General features: G+C 27.4%; 17 protein-coding genes. 1 reads left to right on the top strand and 16 read right to left on the bottom strand.

Annotated features, from left to right (window positions below):
- Window positions 1-6: 6 nt before the first annotated feature.
- The 14 genes from BFN48_RS03485 to BFN48_RS03420 all read right to left on the bottom strand — a co-directional run bounded on the left by BFN48_RS03485 (window position 7) and on the right by BFN48_RS03420 (window position 14,228).
- Window positions 7-531 (bottom strand): PilW family protein, encoded by a 525-nt coding sequence (locus tag BFN48_RS03485; protein WP_069649467.1) that lies wholly within the window; start codon window positions 529-531, stop codon window positions 7-9.
- An 18-nt stretch (window positions 532-549) separates the two neighbouring features.
- Window positions 550-2,577 carry a pilus assembly PilX N-terminal domain-containing protein gene (locus tag BFN48_RS03480; protein ID WP_069649466.1) on the bottom strand — a complete coding sequence of 676 codons (2,028 nt, stop codon included), beginning with the start codon at window positions 2,575-2,577 and terminating at the stop codon, window positions 550-552.
- An 11-nt stretch (window positions 2,578-2,588) separates the two neighbouring features.
- Window positions 2,589-3,389, bottom strand: coding sequence for a prepilin-type N-terminal cleavage/methylation domain-containing protein (locus tag BFN48_RS03475; protein WP_069649465.1), 801 nt, complete (start codon window positions 3,387-3,389; stop codon window positions 2,589-2,591).
- A 1-nt stretch (window position 3,390) separates the two neighbouring features.
- The gene (locus tag BFN48_RS03470; RefSeq protein ID WP_069649464.1) at window positions 3,391-4,608 is read right to left on the bottom strand and encodes a hypothetical protein; all 1,218 of its coding nucleotides are present in this window, start codon (window positions 4,606-4,608) and stop codon (window positions 3,391-3,393) included.
- Complete coding sequence (locus tag BFN48_RS03465) at window positions 4,608-5,165, bottom strand: PilN domain-containing protein (protein WP_069649463.1); 558 nt, start codon at window positions 5,163-5,165, stop codon at window positions 4,608-4,610. The genes BFN48_RS03470 and BFN48_RS03465 overlap by 1 nt, the downstream gene beginning before the upstream one ends.
- 11 nt (window positions 5,166-5,176) lie before the next feature.
- On the bottom strand, window positions 5,177-6,235 hold the full coding sequence (gene pilM, locus BFN48_RS03460; protein ID WP_069649462.1) for a type IV pilus assembly protein PilM: 1,059 nt from the start codon (window positions 6,233-6,235) through the stop codon (window positions 5,177-5,179).
- A gap of 5 nt (window positions 6,236-6,240) precedes the next feature.
- Entirely contained in the window at window positions 6,241-6,996 is a 756-nt protein-coding gene (locus tag BFN48_RS03455; RefSeq protein WP_176718805.1) for a prepilin peptidase, read from the bottom strand.
- Window positions 6,997-7,028: 32 nt separating this feature from the next.
- Window positions 7,029-7,406: a type II secretion system protein gene (locus BFN48_RS12755; RefSeq protein WP_069649460.1), complete on the bottom strand. Its 378-nt coding sequence runs from the start codon at window positions 7,404-7,406 to the stop codon at window positions 7,029-7,031.
- A gap of 19 nt (window positions 7,407-7,425) precedes the next feature.
- Complete coding sequence (locus BFN48_RS03445) at window positions 7,426-8,637, bottom strand: type II secretion system F family protein (protein ID WP_069649459.1); 1,212 nt, start codon at window positions 8,635-8,637, stop codon at window positions 7,426-7,428.
- 25 nt (window positions 8,638-8,662) lie between these two features.
- Window positions 8,663-9,688: a type IV pilus twitching motility protein PilT gene (locus BFN48_RS03440; protein WP_141706106.1), complete on the bottom strand. Its 1,026-nt coding sequence runs from the start codon at window positions 9,686-9,688 to the stop codon at window positions 8,663-8,665.
- A gap of 38 nt (window positions 9,689-9,726) precedes the next feature.
- Window positions 9,727-11,406, bottom strand: coding sequence for a type II secretion system ATPase GspE (gspE, locus tag BFN48_RS03435; RefSeq protein ID WP_069649458.1), 1,680 nt, complete (start codon window positions 11,404-11,406; stop codon window positions 9,727-9,729).
- A 60-nt stretch (window positions 11,407-11,466) separates the two neighbouring features.
- Complete coding sequence (gene aroE, locus BFN48_RS03430) at window positions 11,467-12,342, bottom strand: shikimate dehydrogenase (protein ID WP_207644684.1); 876 nt, start codon at window positions 12,340-12,342, stop codon at window positions 11,467-11,469.
- The gene (locus BFN48_RS03425) at window positions 12,342-12,836 is read right to left on the bottom strand and encodes a YqeG family HAD IIIA-type phosphatase (protein ID WP_069649456.1); all 495 of its coding nucleotides are present in this window, start codon (window positions 12,834-12,836) and stop codon (window positions 12,342-12,344) included. The genes aroE and BFN48_RS03425 overlap by 1 nt, the downstream gene beginning before the upstream one ends.
- Window positions 12,837-12,947: 111 nt before the next feature.
- On the bottom strand, window positions 12,948-14,228 hold the full coding sequence (locus BFN48_RS03420) for an aminotransferase class I/II-fold pyridoxal phosphate-dependent enzyme (protein WP_069649455.1): 1,281 nt from the start codon (window positions 14,226-14,228) through the stop codon (window positions 12,948-12,950).
- A 159-nt stretch (window positions 14,229-14,387) separates the two neighbouring features.
- Here BFN48_RS03420 and BFN48_RS03415 point away from each other — a divergent pair, with 159 nt between their 5' ends.
- Window positions 14,388-15,215, top strand: coding sequence for an SDR family oxidoreductase (locus BFN48_RS03415; RefSeq protein ID WP_083238763.1), 828 nt, complete (start codon window positions 14,388-14,390; stop codon window positions 15,213-15,215).
- A 35-nt stretch (window positions 15,216-15,250) separates the two neighbouring features.
- Here BFN48_RS03415 and sigK read toward each other — a convergent pair whose 3' ends face one another.
- A complete protein-coding gene (sigK, locus tag BFN48_RS03410; protein WP_069649736.1) occupies window positions 15,251-15,955 on the bottom strand; it encodes an RNA polymerase sporulation sigma factor SigK in 705 nt (234 codons plus the stop codon).
- 71 nt (window positions 15,956-16,026) lie between these two features.
- On the bottom strand, window positions 16,027-17,664 hold the full coding sequence (locus BFN48_RS03405; protein ID WP_069649454.1) for a peptidoglycan D,D-transpeptidase FtsI family protein: 1,638 nt from the start codon (window positions 17,662-17,664) through the stop codon (window positions 16,027-16,029).
- Window positions 17,665-17,717: the final 53 nt, after the last annotated feature.

Below are 17,717 nucleotides of genomic sequence, written 5' to 3'. Positions count from 1 at the left end.
CACCCGTTAATTCTTATTTCTAAAAAACACTTTAGTATTATAGCTTTCAATAATATTTCCTTTTCTTAAATTTACTGTTATTTCTGTACCATCAGCTTCTGAAAATTTTTTCCCTATTGGCAAAGGTTTTAAAATAATTGACTCTATATAATCAGCAATTTCTGTTGTTGCTGAACCAGCAAGACCTTCACCGTAAAAAAACTTATTATTAGACTTAACTTCAAAAATAACTCCATTATCATTAGTTCTAAATATAACTTTTTTGATGTTAATTTCGGAATCTCTATTTAATGAATCAATATTATTTATATCTACTATTTCTATAATCCCCTTAGCCTCCATAACTCTATCTGAAAAATAATTTAAAACTATTTGCCCTTGATATTGAAGTTCTAAAATAACATCCTCTTTATTATAAGAATTGATATTCGTTAAAAATAATGTAGATATCATTAGTATTAATAAACTAGCAAACGCTAATGAAATCAAGAGTTCTAAAACTGTAAACCCTTTTCTATTTATCAGTCTCATATACTAATCACCTATCATTTATCTTATAAGTTTCCAATTGCTAACTTCTATTAAATCTGCAACTTGTATACCATTTCCCTTCTCTGTTTTATTAATATTTATATCACTCTCTAAAGCTATTTTATTGTTTGAATTATTTTTAAATATATTTGTAATATTATTTTCATAAATTAACTTTGAAACAATATTAGTATTGTGATTAAATTTTTTTATACCATTATTATAAATATAAATATTATCAGTTGTTATAATTGAGCCTATAAAGTCAATTTCACCTAATAAATAAAGATCACCATTGGTTATTATTATTCCTTTAACTGAACCATTATCTATTAAAACCTTAGTTATACTTTCTGGTAAAACAGACTCATCTCCATTAGGTCCTATTATTGCAAAATCCTCATTATCTTTATCTAGGATAATTAACTCTTTTTTTTCTGAATTATATTCAATTTTATTTATTATCTTTGTATAATCTATTTGATCATTCACCGTAATTTTTTCTAATTGGATGGATTCATCACCCATTTTATTTACATACAAATCAAATGTAGCACGCTTTTCATTTATAACTCCTTGATCTTCAACTTTTATATTACTAGGAATAATCTTACCGTCATATACTAGAGCTCCTGTATGAATTAAACTTTTAGATTCATCTAATGTTATACCTTCTCCTAAATTTAAACTACTTGATTGTTGATATTCATCATTATAGAACTTAATATAGTCACTTTTATCCTGAACTAATAACTTTTCTCCATTTACAAATCTATCTACTAATACTAAAGGGTCATAATATTCAAAAACTACATTATTACTTTTCAAACTCTCTTTATCTTCCCCTCTATCTCCTAACTCTTGTAAAGGATATGTATAAGCTATATAATTTCCTTTTATAGATATTGATTCTCCAGTTTGATACTTTCCACCATAAGTATTTATAAAAGATGAACCATGTATTATAACGTTACCATTAATATTCAGTCTTGAACCATTTCCAATGTCATTCGTATTTATAACAATGCTACTTGATTGATCTGAATCTGAAGCATCTGAACTGTCAGATATACCATAAAAATTACCTTTAATATCTACTATACAATTGTTACCATTTAATTCCAAGTCATCCATTAGATAAAAAGAGCCCTCATCCTGACTTACTACTGTATTATTGGTATCTTCACTAATTATAAAATTTTTTGCAAAAATATTACCATTAAGCTCAATATTGTTGTTTGATGAATTTATTTTAAAGTTGTAATCTGTAATTATATTCCCATTAACATTAAGAGTTACATCAGAGCCTTCCAATGTTATTCCACCACTTTTATTTATGCCCTTTACAAATATATCTCCGTTAATTTTTACATTTCCACTGTCAATTAACATATTACCATCAGAAGAAATAACTTTTTCCCAAACTGTATTAATAGGTATTTCATTTACTGTTGATGTAATATAAATAGGCTCATTGTAATTTGGTGTATTTATAATCAATGAAATTTTTATTTTTTTCTCAATTTCATCCTTTATAAAAGTAGATTCTATATCTAGTTCAAGCTTGTCCTCAGAAAAGCTAAAAATATCGTTCAATATACGAATTTGCGGTTTAGTACCATCTGATTCAAGTGTATAATTATTAGAATTCTCTAATCTATTTTTAATATTGTTTAATACATATGTTTTATAAGCATCCTTGAATAACTCATTTTGTGCTTGATTTAAAGTTTCTAAATCAATCGTTCCATCTTCTTTTATGTATATACTCCCTTCCCCTAGGTCTAAATTTTTTATAAAATCCTCTACTGATTTATTTCCTTCTCCAATAGCTTCTATAATTAAATTTTTTGTTATAATGTAAACTTCATCTAATCCTGCTTCTGTCATATAAAAATTCTTTTTTACTTTACTATTAGTCATTTTAAATTTGAAATTAGTTACTGAAATAGTCAGTATAGTAACACCAAGTAGAATTAATACCGTCATAATTATCATTAAAAATACTAAAGTCGAACCTTTGTTGTTAGCTATATATTTAAACATAGTTTCACTTCCTAATTATCAAGTAACTTATAGCCTTTAATTCTTTCTAATGTATATCCATCTTTTCTTACTTCTACATCAACTTGATATAGTCCTTTTAAGTTACTTTCACTTTCATTATTTAATATTAAAATATTTTCATATCTAGTTACCTTCCCACCCAAATTATAAAAAGTATAATTTGAAGTTAAATCATCACTTTTACAAAAATATAAAATCAAATCATTTTCTGTTTGATTCTTACTATTTATTACAAAATTCATTTCTCCTAATATTTCCAGAATCAACTCCCCTTCATTGCCATAATTATTCAAATTTATAGTACTTAATAAAGTGTTGTTGTCAAAAATTTTAACAGTTATAAATGAATCTATCATTTCAATATCTATTTTAGCTTGTACATTAATATAATCTTTTGCTAATAAGTTATCATTCTTATCATATATTGAAATATAATTCTCATTATCTTTATCTATTTGGATTTTGATATCATAATCAATAGTATCATAGAAACTACTGCTTTCATATTCTGAGAAATCTGTAATATTAGTTATATTTACTATAACATTATAATTTTCAATATTGTATTGCGTTTGTCCTTCCATTATACTATCTGATAATTTAATATCTTCCATAAATTTCTGGGCTATTAATGTAGCTTTAAATTTATCTCCTGATTCTTTATTAATTTTTGCTGAAGTTATGAAAAATGAAGATAATGGAATAATTATTATACCAAGAATTGATATAGTTATTAACACTTCTATTAAAGTTAGACCTGCTTCTTTATTTATCCCATTTTTAAGCCACATATTAATCCCTCACAACATCTACTAATCCAGATTCACCTACTACATTGACTCTTGGTCTATATAGATCGTCACCAGTAATTCTAATAAAAACACGTTTATCCGTCTCATTATATAATTTAATATTTACTCCAGACATATCATTTTCAGAATTTCTTTTATGTGTATATATAATAATATTTATTGAGTTACTCAATGGAATGAATTCAACCCATTTATTAAAATCGTTAGGATATTTGTCTCTATTCGTCTTATATTTGAAAAAATATTTTCCTTCTGATTCTGAAAAATAAATTTCTACATCTTCAACTAAAGGATTATCAGCATATACATAAGTTTTCCTTTGAGAATCATTAGTTTTACCTAATGTAACTGTTGGTAAATCTGAATTATATGGCTTAACATTCATTGCAAAATCATAAGATATCTCATTAGATTCGTTAGCTTTTCCTATTCCAGTATTAACTTTACTTGAATAAAAAGGATTTTGCTTTCCATAGTTATCTTCAAAATTCCAAACTGTAAAATCATCATAAACTAGATTCAATAAAGGTACAGCAAAAAAGTCAATTTTTATATTCCCTGAAATTTCATTGTCTGAATTTCTTATAATATTCAAATTTTTAATAAGCAATTTTTTATCATAATTTTGTATTAAATCAATAAACTTTACTAAGTTTTCGTATCTACCAGTATAAAAAATGTCCATTGTCATCTTTTCTACTCTATTTTCTTTAGTTTCAACATCAGCTTTAGTATTTTCATTTTCTTCTTTTCTATTTTTATTTATTTTTTTGCTTAAATCATAATATTCTTCTACCAGTTTCTTTATTAAATATTCTTCATCTTCTCTATTCTCTCTTTCTTCACTAACAGTATCAATATTAGGACCACTAAAATTTAATATATTCCCACTAATATTTGATTTTTTTATCATCTCATCAATGCTAATTATAATTTTTTCTTGAAACATCTCAGGTAACAGCATACTAGATAAATTTATAATTTTTTCATTGAGTATTTTATATTCAACATCCTGATTCACTTCATTTTCCAGCTCTATTTTTACATTTTTTACTTTAGTTCTATAAATTTTTGCAGTTTGCTCTAAATCATTTATCTTCTTTAATTGATCACTAATGACTATTTTGTAATATATAGCTATCAAAATAGTAAAAAGTAATATTATTAGAAGGTGCTTTTCTCTTTTGCTTAGTTTCATTAACCTTCACTTCCCTTTAAAACACATTTTAGCGAAAAAATATATCTATTTTGTCCTCTTTCTTCATTTATATTTATTATCACTACTTTACTAAATAAACCAAGTTCTCTTAAGTTATGTTGTAACTTGGCAATAGAAATTCTAGAATCTGCAACTCCTTGTATTTGTAGATTATCTAAACTTATATTCATAACATTTAAATATACATCCTTAGGTAACGTAGAAGTAATTTTTTCTAAAAAATCAGTATTTATAATGTCTTGCTCTTTTAATTTCTTGTTGATATCGACTAAAGTATTATAATATTGTTTCATGATTTTAAATCTATTGTTTCTCTTTTCTATTTCAGCTAGTTTTTCTTTAATGTCTTCAGATTCCAAATAGCTTTCCAACATTTTTATTTCGTTTCTTAAGCTTTTAATTCTATACACATTAATTAAAGTTGTAGTAGTTAATAAGATAAATATTATTGCAGCAATTATACTTATATAAAAGAACCTTTTTTTGTAAATCCACTTATTATTAACATAATAAGAAAATAAATTTATATCTTTCATTAACTCACCTACTATCTTCTAATAATAGCACTTACACTATTTAAGAAAATCGAAATTTCTTTATCATTTATCTCATTATTTACATTCACTAAGCCTACATCTGAAATCTTTTTAGTAATTATATTTAATTTTTTGGCAAAGTAATCTTCTATACCTTTTATATTAGAGCTACCCCCATATAAATATATACAATCTATTTTATTTCCTAAACTTCTGCTTGTATAGTAATTAAATATTTTATCAATTTCTTCTATCCAAATATCTATAGTATTTCTAGCGACGTTATTAAGAACCTGTGTAGACGTCATATCTATTTCATTTTCAAACAAATCTATTGTTTCAATTTTTCTTTTCTCAGCTTCAATAAGATTTAAATTAAATGAATTTGCAATATTTATATCCAATTCTCTTCCACCATTATTTATTAGTCTACTAAACGACAAAATTCCTCTTGATATAATATTTACATTGATTTGCTCATTGCCTAAATCTATAACTGCAACAGTCTTATCAAAACTGTAATTTTCGCTATTTATTAACATATCTGAACTAAACAACTTAGAAATTACATTTGAATTAACATCCAAAACATATGGTTTCAAATTCAGTTCTTTTATAAGTTTTAAATATCTTTCAACTAAAGCTTTTGGGGCAATAACAACTAGTATCCTAACTTTCTTTACATTATCTTCCTCAAACTCCTCTAATACTTTATAATCTATTAAATAATCACTTAACATAATAGGTAAATATTGTTCAATTTCAATATTGACAATAGAATTAAGCTCTTCTTCTTTAACTTTAGGTAATACTAATTCTCTTTTTATTATAGATGAACTTTGCACTGTAACAATTACTCTTTTGGCTTTAACCTTTTCTTCTAGTATTTTTTTGCTTATTAAACTCTTAATAGAATTTAAATCTAATATATTGCCATCTTTAATAGAATTTGTAGGTGTATCAAGTTTAAAAGCATTTTTAATAATAATGGAGCCATTTTTCTCTTTGCCTATAGCAATCTTAATATATCTTGTTCCTATATCCATTGAAATAACTTCTTTAGTAAACAATATTTTCACCCCATATAATTTAAAAAGTAATTTATATAATATGAAATTAAAATATCACCATAAAATATAGTAATAATAGCAGCAATAGAAATAAACGGTCCAAATGGTATAAAATCTTTCCTATCTTTAATTCTTAGCAATAACAGCACGATCGAGAAAAATGCACCAATTACGAAAGACAAGAACATTAATAAAAGTAAATGTTCCCAACCAAAGAAAAATCCTAATAACGCAATAAGTTTAATATCTCCGCCACCCATTCCTCCATGAGATACAATCGCAATAATTAAAAATATCAAACCACCAATCAATAGTCCTAAAATACTATTTAATAATTCCACTTTAGAATAATATAATAATTTAAAAATAAGTGTAGTAAAAAAGCCAAACAATAAAACACTATCAGGAATGATTTTGTGTTTATAGTCTATAAAACCAATTATTATAAGTAAACTTGTTAAAAATAAATATCTAATCAAATCAAAACATACCCCAAATTTATAAAATAGCAATAAATAAATTAGTCCATTAAGTAATTCTATAAATGGATACTGTAGGGAAATATACTCCCCACAGTATCTACACCTACCCTTATTTAACAAATAACTAAATACAGGTATCAAATCAAACACTTTTAGCCTTGTATTACAGCTTGTACAATGAGAAGGCGGATAAACTATTGATTCTCCTTTTGGTATTCTATATATGCATACATTAAGAAATGAACCTATAATTAGGCCAATTGCAAATACTACAATCATAATAACACCTATCTTTTAATTGTCATGTTAGTTTACTCAATTTTCAAATAATCATCATCACTAAAATCATCAGCTTTAATTTCTACTCTATTTGTATTCTTGTTAAAAAAGAAAGCTTTATTATCAGCTGATTGTACTTCAGGTACTTGATCTAGATAATCACTGATAAGCTTATCAATATCTTCATCACTACTTGGATAGTTCCCATTTTCTGCTGCATATAACTCAATCGCATTTTGCAATAATTTTCTGTTTTGTTCATCTACATTAGCTTTAGCACTATCCGTTATATTTGTAAATCTTGGTATTACCAGAGCTGATATAATACCTAGTACAGCTACAACTACAACTAACTCTATCAAAGTAAATCCCTTTTTATTTCTTAATCTTTTATTTATAGCTTTTATCATTTTATTTCACCTCCTTTCACTAAAACCTTACAGTATTAATCATATCAAACATAGGTAGTACCATTGAAATTACTATAAATCCTACTATTAAGGCCATAATAATAATCATTATCGGTTCTATTAGTGAAGTCAATTTCTGTAGAGAAGCCTCTACCTCATCATCATAAAAATTTGCAGTCTTGTCCAAAATTTCATCAAGTGAACCTGATTCTTCACCAATTTTTATCATAGATACAACCATAGGTGGAAAAATCCCCATTTTTTCTATAGGTGATGCTAAATCCAATCCTCTTCTAACTTCGTCTTTAACTCTATTTAGACCTTCTTCTACTACTCTATTGCCAACTATTTTTGAAACTATTTCTAAAGCCTTTATTAAAGGAACTCCACTAGCTAATAATGTTGATAATGTCCTTGTAAACCTGCTTGTAGTAATTTTTCTTATTAGGTTATTTAAAATAGGAATTTTAAGTTTCAAATTATCAATATATAATCTTCCTTTTTCAGTTTCATAATACTTTTTAAAGAAATATATTAAAATTATAATTAATGTTATAATTAGATACCAATAGTTTTTTATTATATCACTAATCCCTAATAAAATAAGCGTTGGAGCAGGTAACGTTGCACCACTTTGTTGAAACATTGATACAAATGTAGGCATTACTACTGTCAATAAAAAAACTACTACTACTGTTGCTACAATACTTAAGATTATTGGATATATCATTGCGCTTTTTATTTTATTACTAATTTTATTCTCTTTTTCATAATGGGTAGCCATTCTATCCATTATCGTATCTAGATTACCACTTACTTCTCCTGCTTCAACCATATTTATCAATAATTCTGGAAATACTTCTTTATGACTTTTTAAGGACTCAGATAATGTCATTCCTTTTTGAACTGACTCAAAAACTTGTCCTAAAGTCTTTTTCAATTTTTTATTTTCAGCCTGATTTCTAAGCACTTCTAAACAATTTACAATAGTAACCCCTGAATTTAACATTGTATAAAATTGTCTACAAAATACAGCAATATCTTTGATTTTTATTCTATTAAATATTTTTAAATCTTTTATATCCTTACTGCCTATTACTTCATCAATCTCAATCGGATAAATGTTATCTGATTTTAACATATTAATAACTTCTATCTTTGAACTTGCATTATATTGTCCTTGTATCTTCTTACCATCAAAGGTCACTGCTTTATATCTATAGACGGGCATATATTCACCCCTAACCTAAATGTTATCAAAATCCTATAAATCTACTTATAAATTCCCTATCAACTGCATAATCTAACGCTGTATTTTTACTTATTAACCCCTGTCTAAAAAGGTTTATAAGTGAATTATCCATTGTCTGCATACCAAATTTCATTCCTGTCTGTATTGCTGTTTGTATCTGATATGTTTTTCCTTCTCTAATCAAATTCCTTATCGCAGGCGTCGCGATCATTATCTCTAATGCTAATACTCTTCCTTCATTATCTATTCTAGGTATTAATTGTTGTGATATTATACCTTCCAATACAGCAGACAACTGTATTTTTATTTGTTGTTGCTGGTGCGGAGGAAAAACATCTATAATTCTGTCAATAGTTTTAGATGCTCCTATTGTATGTAAAGTTGACAGTACAAGATGTCCTGTTTCTGCAGCTGTAATAGCAATCGAAATAGTTTCTAAATCTCTCATTTCACCTACTAATATCACATCGGGGTCTTGTCTTAACGCAGCTCTTAAAGCGCTAGCAAAACTTCTAGAATCGCTGCCAATTTCTCTTTGATTTATAATACTTTTATTATGTTTATGCAAATATTCAATAGGGTCTTCTAATGTCAAAATATGACAACTTCTTTCTCTGTTTATACAATCTATCATAGAAGCTAATGTAGTTGACTTACCACTACCAGTAGGTCCCGTTACTAATATTAATCCTCTTTGTTTTCTCGATAATTCCTTTACAATTGTAGGTAACCCAAGCTCTTCAATTGTAGGAATTTTTAGCGATACAGCACGTATCGCCATTCCATATGTACCTCTTTGCTTATATACATTAATTCTAAATCTTCCCAGACCTGCTACTGAGTAAGAAGTATCTATTTCCCCTTTTATTTCTAATTGTTTAAATTTTTCTTCATCAAGAATCTGTTTTACAAGACTAAGATTTTTTTCTGGAGTTAATGTCTCTTCTCCATATTTTACAAGTTTCCCATTAATCCTCATAACAGGTGGATAACCTACTGTAATATGTAAATCTGAAGCTCTTAATTCAATAGTTTTTTTTTATAACTCTGAAATATTCATATCATCACCTATTCTATAGTATATGTTACTCTCATTAATTCTTCAAAAGTTGTAATACCATCTAAAACTAATGATCTGCAATTTTCTCTAAGTGTGATCATACCATTTTTTGATGAATTCAACCTTAAAATATCATTACTAGCTTTTTCATCAATAAGCTTTCTTATCTCCTTATCTATAATCATAATTTCATGTATCGCAGTTCTTCCTTTATATCCTGTATTATAACATTGACTACACCCTTTTCCTTTAAAAAGTCTAGTCTTTTCGTCTATATTAAGACTTTTTATTTCAATCTGATCAGGTGTATAAGATATTTTGCAATTATCACATATTTTTCTTACCAATCTTTGAGAAACAACTCCAACAAGCGACGAAGAAATCAAATATGGTTCTATACCCATGTCAATAAGTCTTGCTATCGTAGACGGAGCATCATTAGTATGCATTGTACTTATTACTAAATGACCTGTTATTGCTGCTCTAACTGCTAACCTTGCTGTCTCTTCATCTCTAATTTCCCCAACCATAATAATATCTGGATCCTGCCTTAATATTGAGCGTAATCCAGTTGCAAATGTAAGTCCTGCTTTATTATTTATTTGAACTTGATTTATTCCATCTAGCTTGTATTCAACAGGATCTTCTAAAGTAATAATATTTTTATCCATCGAATTTAGTTCTCTTAATAAAGCATATAATGTTGTCGTCTTACCGCTTCCTGTAGGTCCAGTAACTAAGATAATACCGTTTGGATTTTTAACTATTTTATTAAAACGTAATAAATTCTCATTAATAAATCCCAATTGTTCTTTATTAAGCAGAAAATTCCCTCTATCTAAAAGCCTTATTACTACTTTTTCTCCATAAACTGTTGGCATTGTTGAAATTCGTAAATCTATATCTCTTCCATCAATATTTATTTCTACCCTACCATCCTGTGGTACCCTTTTTTCAGCAATATTCATTTTCCCCATAATTTTTATTCTTGTTACTATAGCAGAATGTGTAGATATCGATGGTGACATAATTTCTTGCAATTGGCCATCTATTCTGAATCTTATTCTTAATCTATTTTCAAATGGTTCAATATGTATATCACTTGCTCGACTATTAACTGCTTGCTTAATTATTGAATTAATTAATCTAACTACTGGGGCGTTATTTATTTGATTAATAATTTCCTCATCAATTCCATTAATATCATCAACGTTATACTGTTTCTTAAAATCTTCTACAGCTTTTTCTGCTATTTCTTTACCATAGTATTGTTCTATTGAACTCAGTATGTTCTTTCTAGTTGAAATAACTGGCTCTACATCTAACCCAGTTGCAATCTTTATATCATCAATAGCAAAAATATTTAGTGGATCGGCCATCGCTACTATAAGTTTATTTCCATCTTTTCTTATAGGAATTAGAGTATGTCGTCTAGCTAATTTTTCAGGTATTATTTTAGGTATTTCAGGATCTATAAAGTATTTATCTAAATCCATATGAGGAATTCCAAGCTGGTATTCAAGTACTTCTATTATTTCTTCCTCTTTTATATATCCCTTTTCAACTAGCAATTCTCCTAACTTTTTTCCTGTTTTTTTTTGTTCTTCTAAAACATATTTCAACTGTTCTTCTGTTATTTTCCTTGCTGAAATTAGCAATTCACCTAAACGAAATTTACTTCTACTCATTAATTTCACCTTCTATTTTAGTAGCTAAAATCCTTATGATGTATTTTATCACAAAAATTACTATATATCTTCTACATTTTCTAACAAAATCCTTCTTTTAAGTATATTTTTTGTTTTTTCTATATCTAGCTTTCTACCAAGCCATATCTCATCACTTAGTAGAGCTTGATAAATCAACATATCTAAACCACCAATAGCAATCATACCTTCTTTTTTCGCTGATTTAATAAGTTTTGTTTCTAATGGTTTGTATATTATATCATATACAATAACATTTTTATTAAATCTATTTATTTCTATTGGCATTTTATCAACTTCTGGATACATTCCTATTGAAGTACAATTTATTAGTATATCAAACTTTTTTAAATCTATATATTTTTCATTTAGACTACCGTAACTGCTTTCTATTTCAGGAAATCTATTCTTAATTTTCTCAACAAGTTTTTTACTTTTACTAACTGTTCTATTTAATATAGTTAAGCTTTTAACTCCTTCATTTGCAACTGTTAATGATATCGATTGAGCTGCACCACCTGCACCTAAAATCAAAACATTCTTACCTTTTAATGAAATATTCCTTTCTTCTAATGTCTTTAAAAAACCTAATCCATCTGTATTATATCCTACTAATTTTCCATTATCAATTTTAACAGTATTTACAGCACCTATTAATTCAGATTCATAACTTAACTGATCAAGAAAATTTATAATATCTATTTTATACGGTATTGTTACATTAAACCCTTTTACATTTATTGCTTTAAAACCATTAATTGTATTTTCTAAATCTTTTTTTTCTATATTGAATGCCATATAAACAGCATTTTCTTTCTCCTTATCAAATAAATAATTATGTATGCTAGGTGATAAGCTCTTACTAATAGGATTTCCAATTAAACAATAAAGTCTTGTTAGAGAATTAATTTTCATCATCAACTCACCTTCTCAATTTTCCTTAAGATTCTTCTCTCTAACTTGCGAATAATTCTAGTCCAAAAAAATTCCTTCTTGCTAATCGGTACTACTAAAATTGTATAAGCTCCTAATCTATTTCCCCCTAAAATATCAGTAAAAATTTGGTCTCCAATAACAACTGTTTTACTAGGTTTGGTATTCATCAGTTTTATCGCTTTCAAAAATGGTTTTTTTCTTGGTTTAACAGCTCTGTGAATTGCATAAACTTCTAAATTTCTATTAAATTTAACAACTCTATCTTTAGTATTGTTTGAAATAATGCAGCATTTGAAACCTAGTTCTTTTATTCTTTTAAACCAATCAACTACTTCCTCTGATGCATATTCAGTCTCCCATGACACAAGAGTATTATCGATATCGACTATAATTGAATCAATACCTTTAGCTTTTAATGTTTTTAAATCAATATCAAATATAGTATTTACATATAAGTCTGGTAAAAGCTTACTCATTAAATCACCTCTTTCCATTAAGTCTAATATAACATATTCACTTATATTTTTAAAGAAAGCTATTGACCTTAAAAACTTACATAAAAAAAGAGGAGAAGTTAAACTTCCCTCTTAAATTATTTCTAATTTCTTACCTGCTGTTTCTAATACATCTAAAGTATAATCTAATTGTTCTTTTGTATGTTGAGCCATAATACTTATTCTCAATCTTGCAAGCCTTTTAGGAACTGCTGGATATAAAACTGGATTTACATATATTCCAGCCTCATGACACATTCTACACATTTCTTTTACTTTGTAGTCATCTCCTATGATAATTGGAAATATAGCAGTTTCGGCATTACCAATATCAAAACCTAAATCTAATAGACTTTTTCTCATATACCTGATATTTTTCCACAAATTTTCTCTAAGAGATGGTTCGTTTTCAATTACATCTAAAGCAGCTATTAATGACCCTGTTACTTGAGGTGTAGGAGCTGTTGAAAACATATAAGTTCTTGAATAATAATGTAGTAATTCAATTAATTCTTTATTACTAGCAATAAAACCACCTACACCACCTAAAGCCTTACTAAAAGTTCCTGCTACTATATCCACTTTACCTTCTATATGAAAATATTCAGGAGTACCTCTACCATTTTCACCTATAACACCCGTTGCATGAGCTTCATCAACCATCACATATGCACCATAAGTATGAGCAATTTCGACAATTTGATCTAAACGTGCTATATCTCCGTCCATAGAATAAACACCATCTACTATTACTAACTTTGTTCTATATTTATCTTTAACTCGTTTTAATACCTTTTCAAGTGAATTCATATCATTATGTTTAAAGAATTTTACATTAGTATTCTTACAACCATCTATAATACTTGCATGCACATACAAATCTAATATTGCAATATCCTTCTCTCCTAATAAGGACAATAATGTACCTGCATTTGAACCAAAACCAGAAGTATAAAGTATAGCTGCTTCACAACCTTTAAATTTAGCTACCTTTTTTTCAAGTTCAATATGTAAATCTAAAGTTCCTCCTAATAATGGTACACTTCCAGCACCTGCTCCATATTTTAATAACGCTTTCTTACCCGCTTCAACTACTTTAGGATGTTTTGTTAAATTTAAATAATCATTTGAAGCTAAATATATCATTTCTCTTTCTTCGCCAGTATATGGATCGATAATTTTCATCACTGGTCCCGAACCAGTTAATGATATTCTTCTATAGTTTAAGTGCCTTTTATTATACATATCCTCCTGAAATAACTTAAACTCTCTAGCTCTCCCCATAATATCTTTATCTGGTATGTCATAAAAATCAGCTAAACTTAAATAAGATGAATCTACTTTCTTACTTATTTTTTCTTCAACTACACTCATTTCCATCCCTCCTAAAATTATTAAATATAATATTCTATAAATTGTAAGTTTTTCCTTCCAGTTAGTAAAATTTTTTGCACAAAATTGTGCACGAAGAAAAAAGGATTTTTTTTCTAATTATAGAATACTTATTGTGTACAAAATAAAGGAGGGGGTTTTGTGAAATACATATATGGAAAAGTTGCACTTATAGTGGGGGCTTCTTCAGGTATGGGTAAAGCATGTGCTGAATATTTAAAAAATCATGGGTATATAGTTTATGGTACTTCTAGAAAAGCTATATTCCCTGATTTACTTCCTGAAAATAGAGAAGGAACAATCCAAATGATACCTTTAGATGTAACACAAGAAAAATCTATTAAAGAAGCTATAGATTACATAGTAAAAAATGAAGGACAAATAAACATACTTCTTAACTGTGCAGGCTACGCTCTAGGTGGTGCTGTCGAGGATATATCTAACGACGAAGCACATGAAATATTTGATACAAATTTTTTTGGAATGATGTCAGTTATAAGACATGTATTACCTATAATGAGAAAGCAAAATAAAGGTCTAATTGTAAATATAAGTTCTGTAGCAGGGTTTATTGCACTTCCTTTTCAATCTATGTATAGTGCAACTAAATATGCAGTAGAAGCAATGACCGAATGTCTTCGTATGGAAGTTAAACCTTTTGGTATTAAAGTTTCTATGATTGATCCAGGTGACATAAGAACAAATTTTACTTCTTCAAGAAAAACAGCCAAAGCTGCTTTAATTAATCCAGCATATAAAGAAAGACATAAAAAAGCTGTTGAAACTATGATAAGAGATGAATTAAATGGTCCAGGTCCAGAAATCGTAGTAAAAGCATTTTCAAAAATCTTAAATAGCAAAAATCCACCTATTAGAATTGTTGTTGGAATCAAATATAAATGTGTAGCATTGCTGAAACGAATCTTACCTGCAAAAGTAGTTGAATATGTTTTAGAAAAAATTTATTAGAAAGTAAATAAACACTGTATCTTTGCATACAGTGTTTATTCATTATAATTAAATGCTCTACTTAATTTTTTTATTGCTCTTTTTTCTATTCTTGATACATATGACCTTGATATCCCTAGCATTTTTGCAATTTCTCTTTGAGTTTTACAACATCCATTTAATAAGCCATATCTTAACTCAATAATTTTTCGTTCTCTAGCTTTCAATATTTTATCCATTTTCTTATAAAGCTTATTTACCTGCATTTTTAAATCTACTTTATCAACAACTTCATCAGGATCAGTACCTAATATATCTATTAATGAAATTTCATTACCTTCTTTATCCATTCCTATAGGATCTTGCAGCGAAACCTCAGATTTAATTTTCTTTGATGAACGTATGCACATCAATATTTCATTATCTATACATTTTGCAGCATATGTTGCTAATCTTGTTCCTTTTTTTCTATCAAATGTAGTAATTGCTTTTATTAAACCTATTGTTCCTATCGATATTAAATCATCAATTTCCTTACCTGTATTATGATATTTTTTTACTATATGAGCAACTAATCTTAAATTTCTCTCTATCAAAATATTCTTAGCTTTCTCATCACCTTGTTCGTATAATCTCAAATACTTGTCTTCTTCTTCAGGACTTAAAGGATTCGGAAAAGAATTTGTATTAGTTATATAACCAACATATAAAGCAACTGGTTTAAGAAGTACTCCTAAAACGGCCAATAAAGTCGTAAACATCAAAAAAGCACACCTCCATAAAAGGTCCTACTAGATTATATGATTTTTTTAGTGAAGGTGTGCTAGTACATCTATTCAATTTTTTGTATTTCCTTAGCTATTTTTTCAAATATTGGAGCTGCAGTTTTTCCTCCTGAAATACCGTTTTCTATTAAAACAGTAATTGCATATTTAGGATTCTTTTTTGGAAAATAACCAGCAAACCAGGCATGTATAGTTTTCTTTTTATTATAAACAGCTTGAGCTGAACCCGTTTTACCTGCAGCACCTCCAATTTCATCCATCGAAATATTTTTAGCTGTGCCTAAAGTAACCACCTTTTCCATATACTCCTGTATGAGTTTTGCGTAGTAAGGTTCTAAAACTCTTTTTGGTTTATTCCTTTTCATTTTTTTTATAATATATCCATTCTCAGTTACTAAACTATCTACAATAGACATATCTTTCATAATGCCATTATTAGCTATTGTAATAATCATATTAGTTATCTGAAGTGGAGTGACTTCAATACTCCCTTGTCCTATTGATATATTTCCTATTGCCGGTCCAAGTATGTCATCACCTCCTGGTAAATTGCCCTTTACTTCTTCTAAAAGTCCAACATCAACTAACTCTCCGAAACCAAATTTTCTTGCAGTCTGAATTATCTTTTTAGCTCCTACTGTCTTTCCTATTTGAATAAAAACAGAGTTGCACGATTTGTAAAATGCTTCTTCTAAATTTAGTTCCCCATGCCCACCTTCTTTATATGAATGGCAAGCTATTTTGATATTGCCTACTTCTTCATAACCCTTGCAAAAATATTTTTTATTTAAATCAATCTTTCCACTTTGTAATGCTGCTGCAAGTACTATTATTTTAAATAGAGAACCAGGAGGATAAGATACTTGTATTGCTTTATTATATAATTCCATATTGCTACTATTAAAGTATTTTGCAACATTATCTTGATTAAAATTAGGTCTGCTAACCATAGCTAAAATATCTCCACTTTTCACATCAGCAACTATTACAGCTCCATTTTTATTTTCTGAATCCATCACTTTCTCTACAATTTTTTGAATATTATAATCAATTGTTAGTTTTACACTAGTAGCTTTTTTACTTGTTTTCTTTAGTGTATCTATCAACCCAATTCCCGGTATTACTTTCTTTTTCCCATCAACAACTAAAGCTACTTTTCCATATGAATCATCTAATTTCAATATATTATCAAAAGCTCTTTCAATACCACTTTCTCCCTTATTTTCACTCTTATTAATATAACCAATAACATGTGACAATATATTTGTCTTATCGTATCTTTTGATTTTATCTTCAATATAAATTCCTTTTAAATCTTTTAATTCACTAACTTCACTATCTAGTGGAATTTCAATTACATCACTCTTGCTTAACATTGTATATTTTTCAATAATATTTTTATCAACTAAAGTTTCTAATATTTTTGATAATTCTTTCTCACTGTATATATTTTTAAATATAAACATAGTTCTAATTTTATCTTTATTTGTTAAAGGTATTAAATTTCTATCAAAAATCATACCTCTAGAAGGTTTGATCTGAACTTCCATAGTTCTCTGTCTTATTGCAGCTTTTTTATATTCTTCTCCTTTAATAATTTGAATATAAAATAACCTGACAACAATTAATCCAAAAATAAACAATACAGTACAATAAAAAAATATTAATTTTCTTTTCCACTTCATAAAAATACCTCCAATAGATAACTAATATAAGTATTTCCATTATCTATTGGAGG

This window comes from Caloranaerobacter ferrireducens, from assembly GCF_001730685.1.
In the GTDB taxonomy this organism is placed as follows: Bacteria; Bacillota; Clostridia; order Tissierellales; family Thermohalobacteraceae; genus Caloranaerobacter; species Caloranaerobacter ferrireducens.
Note: the sequence above shows the minus strand (reverse complement) of the source record. Positions and strands in the feature narration are given on the sequence as shown.

Bases quoted from the DNA above. Each gene is read 5' to 3' on its own strand.
- BFN48_RS03475 (WP_069649465.1), bottom strand. From the start codon at position 3,389: ATGTGGCTTAAAAATGGGATAAATAAAGAAGCAGGTCTAACTTTAATA.
- BFN48_RS03465 (WP_069649463.1), bottom strand. From the start codon at position 5,165: ATGAAAGATATAAATTTATTTTCTTATTATGTTAATAATAAGTGGATT.
- aroE (WP_207644684.1), bottom strand. From the start codon at position 12,342: ATGATGAAAATTAATTCTCTAACAAGACTTTATTGTTTAATTGGAAAT.
- sigK (WP_069649736.1), bottom strand. From the start codon at position 15,955: ATGTTTACGACTTTATTGGCCGTTTTAGGAGTACTTCTTAAACCAGTT.
- BFN48_RS03480 (WP_069649466.1), bottom strand. From the start codon at position 2,577: ATGTTTAAATATATAGCTAACAACAAAGGTTCGACTTTAGTATTTTTA.
- gspE (WP_069649458.1), bottom strand. From the start codon at position 11,406: ATGAGTAGAAGTAAATTTCGTTTAGGTGAATTGCTAATTTCAGCAAGG.
- BFN48_RS03425 (WP_069649456.1), bottom strand. From the start codon at position 12,836: ATGAGTAAGCTTTTACCAGACTTATATGTAAATACTATATTTGATATT.
- BFN48_RS12755 (WP_069649460.1), bottom strand. From the start codon at position 7,406: ATGATAAAAGCTATAAATAAAAGATTAAGAAATAAAAAGGGATTTACT.
- BFN48_RS03405 (WP_069649454.1), bottom strand. From the start codon at position 17,664: ATGAAGTGGAAAAGAAAATTAATATTTTTTTATTGTACTGTATTGTTT.
- BFN48_RS03455 (WP_176718805.1), bottom strand. From the start codon at position 6,996: ATGATTGTAGTATTTGCAATTGGCCTAATTATAGGTTCATTTCTTAAT.
- BFN48_RS03485 (WP_069649467.1), bottom strand. From the start codon at position 531: ATGAGACTGATAAATAGAAAAGGGTTTACAGTTTTAGAACTCTTGATT.
- BFN48_RS03445 (WP_069649459.1), bottom strand. From the start codon at position 8,637: ATGCCCGTCTATAGATATAAAGCAGTGACCTTTGATGGTAAGAAGATA.
- BFN48_RS03470 (WP_069649464.1), bottom strand. From the start codon at position 4,608: ATGAAACTAAGCAAAAGAGAAAAGCACCTTCTAATAATATTACTTTTT.
- BFN48_RS03420 (WP_069649455.1), bottom strand. From the start codon at position 14,228: ATGAGTGTAGTTGAAGAAAAAATAAGTAAGAAAGTAGATTCATCTTAT.